Annotated in this window: 2 protein-coding genes; both read right to left on the reverse strand. The window is 56.2% G+C overall.

What is annotated here, in order from left to right; all coding sequences use genetic code 11:
- Positions 1–260, reverse strand: a 260-nt coding sequence (locus tag D1159_RS18990; protein WP_161847135.1) for a transposase, incomplete at its 3' end; no start/stop codon positions are given.
- A 563-nt stretch (positions 261–823) separates the two neighbouring features.
- Positions 824–982 carry a plasmid mobilization relaxosome protein MobC gene (mobC, locus tag D1159_RS18995; protein WP_243152414.1) on the reverse strand — a complete coding sequence of 53 codons (159 nt, stop codon included), beginning with the start codon at positions 980–982 and terminating at the stop codon, positions 824–826.
- Positions 983–998 lie beyond the last annotated feature (16 nt).

The raw sequence follows: 998 nt of genomic DNA on the forward strand, positions 1-998 counted from the left end.
GCCTTGTCTGTTTTGACCTTACGCAGGGAGTTGTCGCTGAAATCGTGGATAAGCATGGCGTTGACTACACTGACGAAAAAGCCCGCTTCTTTCAGTGCCAGCGCGATAGGATGCCAGTACATCCCCGTGTGTTCCATCACAACACGGATGTCCCCGCCCACGCCCCGCAGCGTCTTGACCAGACCGAACAGCCCAACGGCGTCATGTTCCACCTGGAACGGCGTCAGCACCACTTCGCCCCCCTGGTCTGCGTACAGCAACGGTGCTTTTCCATTTGGATACATCAATGCCGACAGCGGTGATGAGCTCATATTTCATTTGCAAGCCTCCCAAATCAAAAATGGTTTTGACCGGCGCCCGCCGCTGCCCATCACCGATTCAGCTTGCTGTGTGACACGAGTGTGCGATGTTGTCCGCTCCTCAACCTGCGCAAATCGAACGCTGCAATGGGAGGGCCGGCTGACAGTTTGCCAAAACGAGCGTGACAGCTCAAGCAGGGCATCGTCAGTCCGGTTCCCTCCCATTGTAGCTTGGGTGTGGGGCCGCTGCATAGGGCGGTCATCTCCCCCGTTTTTGGGGGTGTCACCATTGTAGCAAGCAAGTGTCTTTGTTCCCACAAAGACTCGAAACTCGATTTCCGGCGATGTCGGAAACCGCAGTTTCTGCTTGTTGGGACAGCGTCCCAACCCCTTTGAACAGCCCCATAGCCGGGGCTGGCTGCGCGTTCGGGAACCGAACGCTGTTGTCCCTGGGGCGCAGGGACAGGCGGGGCCTGTGACCTTTGAAGAGTCGGGAAAAATGGTAAATCCGCTCTTTTCCGCCGCTATCGAATAGCGGCAAGCCAGACAAGGGACTGTCTGGTTAGTTCCCAAATCTCGTCCAGGCGATTTTGTAAATTTGCAATCTCCGCCGCATAGACGTTCCCGGTTTCGTTTGCTTTCCTGGCGTATTGCTCCAGATTATTGCTGCATCGCCGGAGCAAGATGACAAGCTGGCGC

The organism is Pseudoflavonifractor sp. 524-17, from assembly GCF_009935845.1.
Taxonomy (GTDB): Bacteria; Bacillota; Clostridia; order Oscillospirales; family Oscillospiraceae; genus Pseudoflavonifractor_A.